This is a genomic window from Microcystis aeruginosa NIES-4325, assembly GCF_008974145.1.
Taxonomy (GTDB): domain Bacteria; phylum Cyanobacteriota; class Cyanobacteriia; order Cyanobacteriales; family Microcystaceae; genus Microcystis; species Microcystis aeruginosa_G.
In genome coordinates this window covers 23,159-29,365 of sequence record NZ_BJKP01000037.1, presented here as the reverse complement: position 1 = coordinate 29,365, position 6,207 = coordinate 23,159, and the positions used below count along the sequence as shown (strand labels likewise).

The following is a 6,207-nucleotide window of genomic DNA, read 5'->3' as shown; positions in this document are numbered from 1 at the left end:
TTTTCTCCCCTCGCTCTACGGCACTCACTGCTTTCTGTCTTAAATCATCACTATAGGGTGCTGCCATGAAAGCTTCTCCTCATTTCTTTTTCTCTATTATGTCCTAACTATCCCGCTCTTTGCTATAACAGTAAAATTTTGTGACAAAGTGCAGTCATATCTAAGAATCTTTGCTAGAACTCTAGAAGGCTTCTGTGATCAGTCTCCTTAAAGGAGATTGTTTGCAGTAAGCTCATCTGGTTAACACGCTTTTGGGTGTGATATAGGGAAAAGTTCTGGCGATTGCGCCTAAAATCCCGAAAGTTGACCTATATCGTTACTCTGGAGAGTTTTATGCGGAAAGTTTTCGTATAATCCCTAGTTATGCCGCTGAACTAAATGTAGGGACATACTTAAGTGACTGTTTAGGTATATTAATGATTCAGTAGGCGAAAGCTGTTAGCTGATGTGCTTAAAGGTTAAATTGTGTAAGTATGAAGTATTTCAAAAGGAGAGTCTTCAACTGGCTATGTCTGAAAATTTCATAGAAAAGTTAATAGAATTGGTCATTGATAAACTTTTACTTGGTGGCATTGTTTTGTTGGCAGGCTATTGGGTAAATAGAAGATTCGAGATATTTAAAAATGAGACCAACGAAAAATATCGTCAGAGGCAATTAATTGCTGAGTTGGAAAATCAGCTTGCTATGTCTCGATACAATGCAGAACTTGAGTTTATAGAAAGACAGATTTCCGAGTTTTACTGGCCTATATATTTAAGACTAGAAAAAGACAATGTGATGTGGAAGCGAATAAAGTCTTTGAGTGCCGAAAAAAATACTTTACCTGAAGCCGCAAGCGAAGCCATAGAGAAAGATTTCATTCTTAAGAATCACCAAGAGATAGTTGAAATCATAGAGTCCAAAATTCATTTCGCAGGTGATTCTGCTAACAGTAAAGAATTGATCAATGAGTTTCTGAAGTATATCAAGCACGTTGAGGTTTATAAAACAATTCGTTCTATAAAAGAACTTCAGAGATTTAATCCAATTGATCTAAATGAGCCGTTTCCCGAAAAAATTTTCCCGTTAGTTGAAAATAACTTTCGAGAGTTGCAAAAGAAATATGAGAAGCTTAAAAAAGCTAAGTTTGGCGAGCTTAATAAATGAACTTAATTGCGCTGTCTAACTAGGGTTTGCTGAATAAATCTAAAAACCTTGTTGTATAAGACTTTTAGACTTTTTTACCCTCAAAAAGTGCCAGCCATTGGAATGATCGGGGTGAAAATTCAGGTACTTTTTCCCTGAAAATTAGGTATTGCGATCGCCGATCTTGTAGGGTGCGTTCCCTAATCTGGATCCTACTGCTCCACCGATCGATTTTGGGGAACGCACCCTGCACATTCATTGAAGCTGTGAGTCTAAATGCGATACCGAAGCCACTGGGTAGCACCCCTAGATGGGGTTGGAGGGATTGCTTTAGGGTAATGATTCGGTAGTAGTGCCGTAGCCCTCTTGCTTACCTAGTATGAATTGTGTAAAATATTTATTAATAAAAATAATTGGCTCGAATCAGTCTTGAAGGTGGCATTGGAACAGTGGAAGAATGCAAACTAAAACCTGGGCTTGGAGCACAAATTGGTGAAACTATCTTCATTACAGTCCCATTAAGATTCTCAGTCTGTCTTCAACCAATGCCAGGGTTTCTGAGGATACAGTTCCCCATCGCTTCTCAAGTCGTTCTACTGAGATTGATCTTACGTCCTCGCACTTGATAAAACTTGGCATTTTCACTCCTCCCTCTGGGGGTTCCACTTTTATGTGGAAAGGAATTCCTTTGTCTTTAGAAGTTACTGGCAAAACAACAACTAAGCCAGATGCACCCTGATTAAACAGGTCTGCTGAAATCACTAAACATGGACGCTTACCAGCCTGTTCATGCCCCCTTACTGGATTAAGATCTGCTAGCCATATTTCTCCTCTGGTAATTTCTGCCACTACCCTTCTACTCCATCAGCGAGAGTTTGCTCCCATGTCTGCCTTTCAGAAATTTCCTCTTGCCATAAAGTCTCATTCTTCCTTAAGGCGGCGAAGGCTTCATTCGCTTGAACTAGAAAAACATATCTGCGATAATTTTCGATGGCTTTGTCTAATACTGTTGGGAGCGTATCCCCAGAGGAGTCAACGAGTGCTAACAGCGTTTTGTGAGCAGCCTCACTAATGCTAATTTTTAATTCAGGCATACTTTTCTCTCGTAGCTTGTGTAGGGCTATTGTAGCCAATTGTGTAAGGGCTAACAACCCGGTTGGAGCGGACAGTTGAGAGGCTTTTCGTTGATCGCTATGGTCGATCTGCTGCCGCTCAACCAGAACGTTAGACCGTAGAGATATTGAGTCTTTGCAACTACTTCAGCTCCTCTAATTAGTTTTTATTGCTTCGTTCTATGGCGGTTCTCACACCTGTGTGGCACATTTAAACCTTTGCTGATTAAGCTTTTTAACATCGATAATGTACCTCGTGTGAACAGGAAACGCTATAAAAACTGATTATTTATTCTCCCTTTTGCCTTTTGCCTCTCCTGATATGTAGCCTATACTCAACGGATTTAGTATTAGATAACACCGGTGAATAACGGAGTCGGAGAAGAATTTTTTTTGCCCAATGTTGAAACACTTTCAACTGATGGCGTTTGCTAGGTAAACGCAGTATATAGACAAATCGACGCATTATATCTGCTAATTTACCGGTAATATTAATGCCAAAACTGGAGACAAGGGCTGATTGTTTACCTAGGGTTAACATATCACCTAAATGCAGATAATAATAGGGTTGGGGCGATTTTTTTCTGATCACTGCCGAGATATTTTTGGCTACTACACTGGCTGCTTGATAGGCTGCCTGTGCTGTGGCAGGAATTACCTGTTTACTAGGATAAATTTCGGCTAGATCCCCAAGGGGAAAAACTTCGGGATAGTCGATTAATTGTAAACTGGAACGGGTTAATAATTTGCCTTGTGCTGTTTTCTGACAATCTAAATCATTGATCCAATCCTGTGCTTGGGTTCCTGCTGTCCACAATAATAAATCAATGGGGATAACTTCATTTGTATTATCTTTAAATACGGTTATGGAATTAGCGGTAACTTCCTTTAATCCCGTGTTTAAATAGATACTAACATTCTTGGCTAAAAGGGAACGATAGGAAGCAACACGCACCGATTTAGGGAAGTTTTGCAGTATTTCCTCGTTCTTTTCCACTAGATGAACTTTGCCTTTTTTTCCTAAACGATCAGCCACCTTACAGGCTAATTCTACCCCATTAGGACCGCCGCCAACAATGGCTAAATTAATTGGGGATTTTCCTTGAGTGTCTAAGTCATGAATTGCCGTTTGTAATCTTTCTACATCCTCTAAACTCCGAAAAGTTAGTCCATAATCAGCTAACCCTGGTATAGCCGGCCAACGATTCCGCACTCCCACCGCTAAAACGAGGTAATCATAATCTAAAATTTCCTCATTTTCTAAATATACTCGATGATTGTTTAAGTCAATATTACTAGCTTTTTGAGGTTTTAAATTAACCTGAGTTCCTGTTAATAATTGACGGTAGGAGGGGGCAATTTCCCAGCGTTGCAATTCTCCTGTAATTAGTTCATAGAGAAGGGGAGTAAAGAGAAAATGGTCTTTTGGTTCGACTAAAGTTATTTGCCATTGACCCGATTTTACTGCTGTTAATCGACTCAGATCAAGCGCCGTGTATAAACCACCAAAACCCCCACCCAGAATGCAAATCTTAGTTATTGGTTTATTCATGGATTTTTATTCTCAGTTGTGTTTAAGAGAGGTTTCAGTTCCGAAACTAATTGTTCTGAACGAATAATTCTCGCCGGGGGTAAAAGATGATAATGGGTATCAGCAAAAATGCTAGAATCGGTCTTAATATTCAAGTCTTTCGGATCATAAATTGTTGGCACAACCCGACTTAATTCTTCGGCAGATTTGCGAATATTAGCAACGGTTTTACTATCATTTTTAGCATAAATCCAGGGCAAAGAAACCACTAAAGTCGCCCCTTTTGCTTCTAAATCTTTCTTGAGCTTTTCAAGCAATTTAATCGAGTGAGGAGAAGCAGCAGTATCAAAGGTCATTTGCCACCATTTCCCTGTTCTTTCCTTAACTATAGTTGGATCACCTGTATTAGTAATCGGATCGGAAAGATAACCCGTCATTCTGCCTTTGGTGAATAAATCAACCATCGATTTAGTGACTGGACGCATCCCCGGAATACCTAATAACCAAGTATCCTCGATCATGGTTTTTAAAGGTATCCCACCTAACCCGGGTTTACCAATAGCGACGCTAAAAGGAGCCGATCCCCAAAGTCCTTCGCCGCGATTAAAACCGTCCTCATCCATGAGCATGAGATATTCAGGAATCAGCAGAATTACGTCCCCTTGGCGCGCTTTTTCGAGAATCATAGCGGCAATGACATTTAACCCGATGTCCCCCTGTAAACCGAAGTTAACCACCGGCATTCCCAATTCTTTGGCCATTAATTCCGAATTTATGCTATAATGCGCCCCTGATCCAGCCGTGACGATTAAACGCCGGGGTCCTTCGGTACTAGCTGCGATCGCTGATTTTTCCTCGTACATCATCCGCAACCAGCTTAATTCGCCGCCGTAGATGACATTGTAAACAAAGCCGAGAGACCAAGCGACTCCTAGGGAAGCTAACCAAGGGAAAGGGTTAAAGGATTTAGTATTCATCAGAATTCAAAGTAAATAAAGTCACCGGTATTAGTGGAAGCTAGGAGAATAGTTAAACCTAGCAATATTTTGGACATCCAAGACGATAGTAATAGTTCATATTCAAACTTTTTCTGGGCAATAGCCAGATGTTCGAGGATTAAAACAATGATACCAAGAACTAAAGCAACGCTTAAAACTGCTCCTTGATTAAGACTATAGGAACTAAAAATCTCACCGATATTAGCTAAGGAATAATTGAAAGGATTGGCAATAACAAGCATTTTGCCGATTAATCTTCTGGTGTTAATCTCCATGAAAAAGAGACAACCAAAAATGACCGCCAATTGCGTTAAAGCCCAGGAGACAATTTGCGGCTGAGAAACGTATTTTCCGACGAAAGCATAGAAAGGTCTGCCTAGATAACGCAGTAATAATAATAATGCGCCGTGATAGGCACCCCAAAAGACGAAATTCCAAGCCGCCCCGTGCCAGAAACCTGAAAGAGTAAAGGTAATGAATAGATAAAAAGGAGCCCAATTTTTATTGGAACCCATCAGGGGTAAAAACACATAATCTCGAAACCAAGTGCTGAGGGTAATATGCCAACGTCGCCAAAATTCGTTAATACTTTGGGATGTGTAGGGTGCTAAAAAGTTTAATTCCAATCTAATGCCGACAAAATAGGCTAAACCAACAGCAATAAAGCTATAACCGCCGAAGTCAAAATAGATTCTCAGGGTGAATAAAAAGGCCTCAAACCAGATATACCAAGCATTGTCAATCATCTTATCTAATTCGATGTAGGGAGCAATGTTATCGGCGAGGACAAATTTCATAAATAAACCGAGGGAAAGCCAACGGAAACCCTTCTCGAAGTTTTCTCCTGTAAATTTGAGGCGAAATCCCTCCATTTGTGGCAGTAAATCCCGGCGACGCTCGATCGGACCTGCGACAATCTGGGGGAAAAAGGAGATAAAATTGACATAATCGAGGACGGCTAGGGGTTTCTTTTTCTTTTCCCGTAGGGAGTCCACCACGAAAGCCACCATCTGGAAGGTATAGAAGGATACCCCCGGCGGTATTTGGCTAGGCACGGGAATTGGGGAAAGTTCCTTCCAGTTAGGGGGGAGAGAAACGAATAATCCGATGATTTCCTCGACAAAAAAGCCGAAATACTTGAAGTAGGCAAGGACGAGAATATCGATGACGATAACGATAGTGGCTAGGAGATTCGCCTTCCAGCCGCCCATTTTCAGCACTAGCCAGACCATAATGTAGTTAAAGGCTAGGGAGACGATGAAAACGAGGAAGCTGGTACGACTGGCGTAATAAAATAGGATTAGGGACAGCGCCGCTAATCCGACCCCATCAAAAACACCTCGCCAGAGATTGAAAGACTTCGCCAGGTAGCGCGCCGTTAGGAAAGGAACGCTAAAAAGGATTAATATCCACCAAAATATAAAATCAGAGTAATTCAAG

At 40.9% G+C, this 6,207-nt stretch carries 6 protein-coding genes; 1 reads left to right on the top strand and 5 read right to left on the bottom strand.

Annotated elements, in window-relative coordinates; all coding sequences use genetic code 11:
• Positions 1–508 precede the first annotated feature (508 nt).
• Entirely contained in the window at positions 509–1,147 is a 639-nt protein-coding gene (locus MiAbW_RS16325) for a hypothetical protein (RefSeq protein WP_002754144.1), read from the top strand.
• 486 nt (positions 1,148–1,633) lie between these two features.
• Here MiAbW_RS16325 and MiAbW_RS16315 read toward each other — a convergent pair whose 3' ends face one another.
• The 5 genes from MiAbW_RS16315 to MiAbW_RS16295 form a co-directional block, all read right to left on the bottom strand.
• Positions 1,634–1,975, bottom strand: a complete 342-nt coding sequence (locus MiAbW_RS16315; RefSeq protein WP_012268344.1) for a type II toxin-antitoxin system PemK/MazF family toxin — start codon at positions 1,973–1,975, stop codon at positions 1,634–1,636.
• Positions 1,975–2,220: a hypothetical protein gene (locus MiAbW_RS16310; RefSeq protein WP_002739747.1), complete on the bottom strand. Its 246-nt coding sequence runs from the start codon at positions 2,218–2,220 to the stop codon at positions 1,975–1,977. The genes MiAbW_RS16315 and MiAbW_RS16310 overlap by 1 nt, the downstream gene beginning before the upstream one ends.
• A 307-nt stretch (positions 2,221–2,527) precedes the next feature.
• Complete coding sequence (locus tag MiAbW_RS16305) at positions 2,528–3,790, bottom strand: NAD(P)/FAD-dependent oxidoreductase (RefSeq protein WP_151696951.1); 1,263 nt, start codon at positions 3,788–3,790, stop codon at positions 2,528–2,530.
• Positions 3,787–4,746, bottom strand: coding sequence for a hypothetical protein (locus tag MiAbW_RS16300; RefSeq protein WP_151696950.1), 960 nt, complete (start codon positions 4,744–4,746; stop codon positions 3,787–3,789). The genes MiAbW_RS16305 and MiAbW_RS16300 overlap by 4 nt, the downstream gene beginning before the upstream one ends.
• On the bottom strand, positions 4,746–6,206 hold the full coding sequence (locus MiAbW_RS16295; RefSeq protein ID WP_151696949.1) for an MBOAT family O-acyltransferase: 1,461 nt from the start codon (positions 6,204–6,206) through the stop codon (positions 4,746–4,748). The genes MiAbW_RS16300 and MiAbW_RS16295 overlap by 1 nt, the downstream gene beginning before the upstream one ends.
• Position 6,207: the final 1 nt, after the last annotated feature.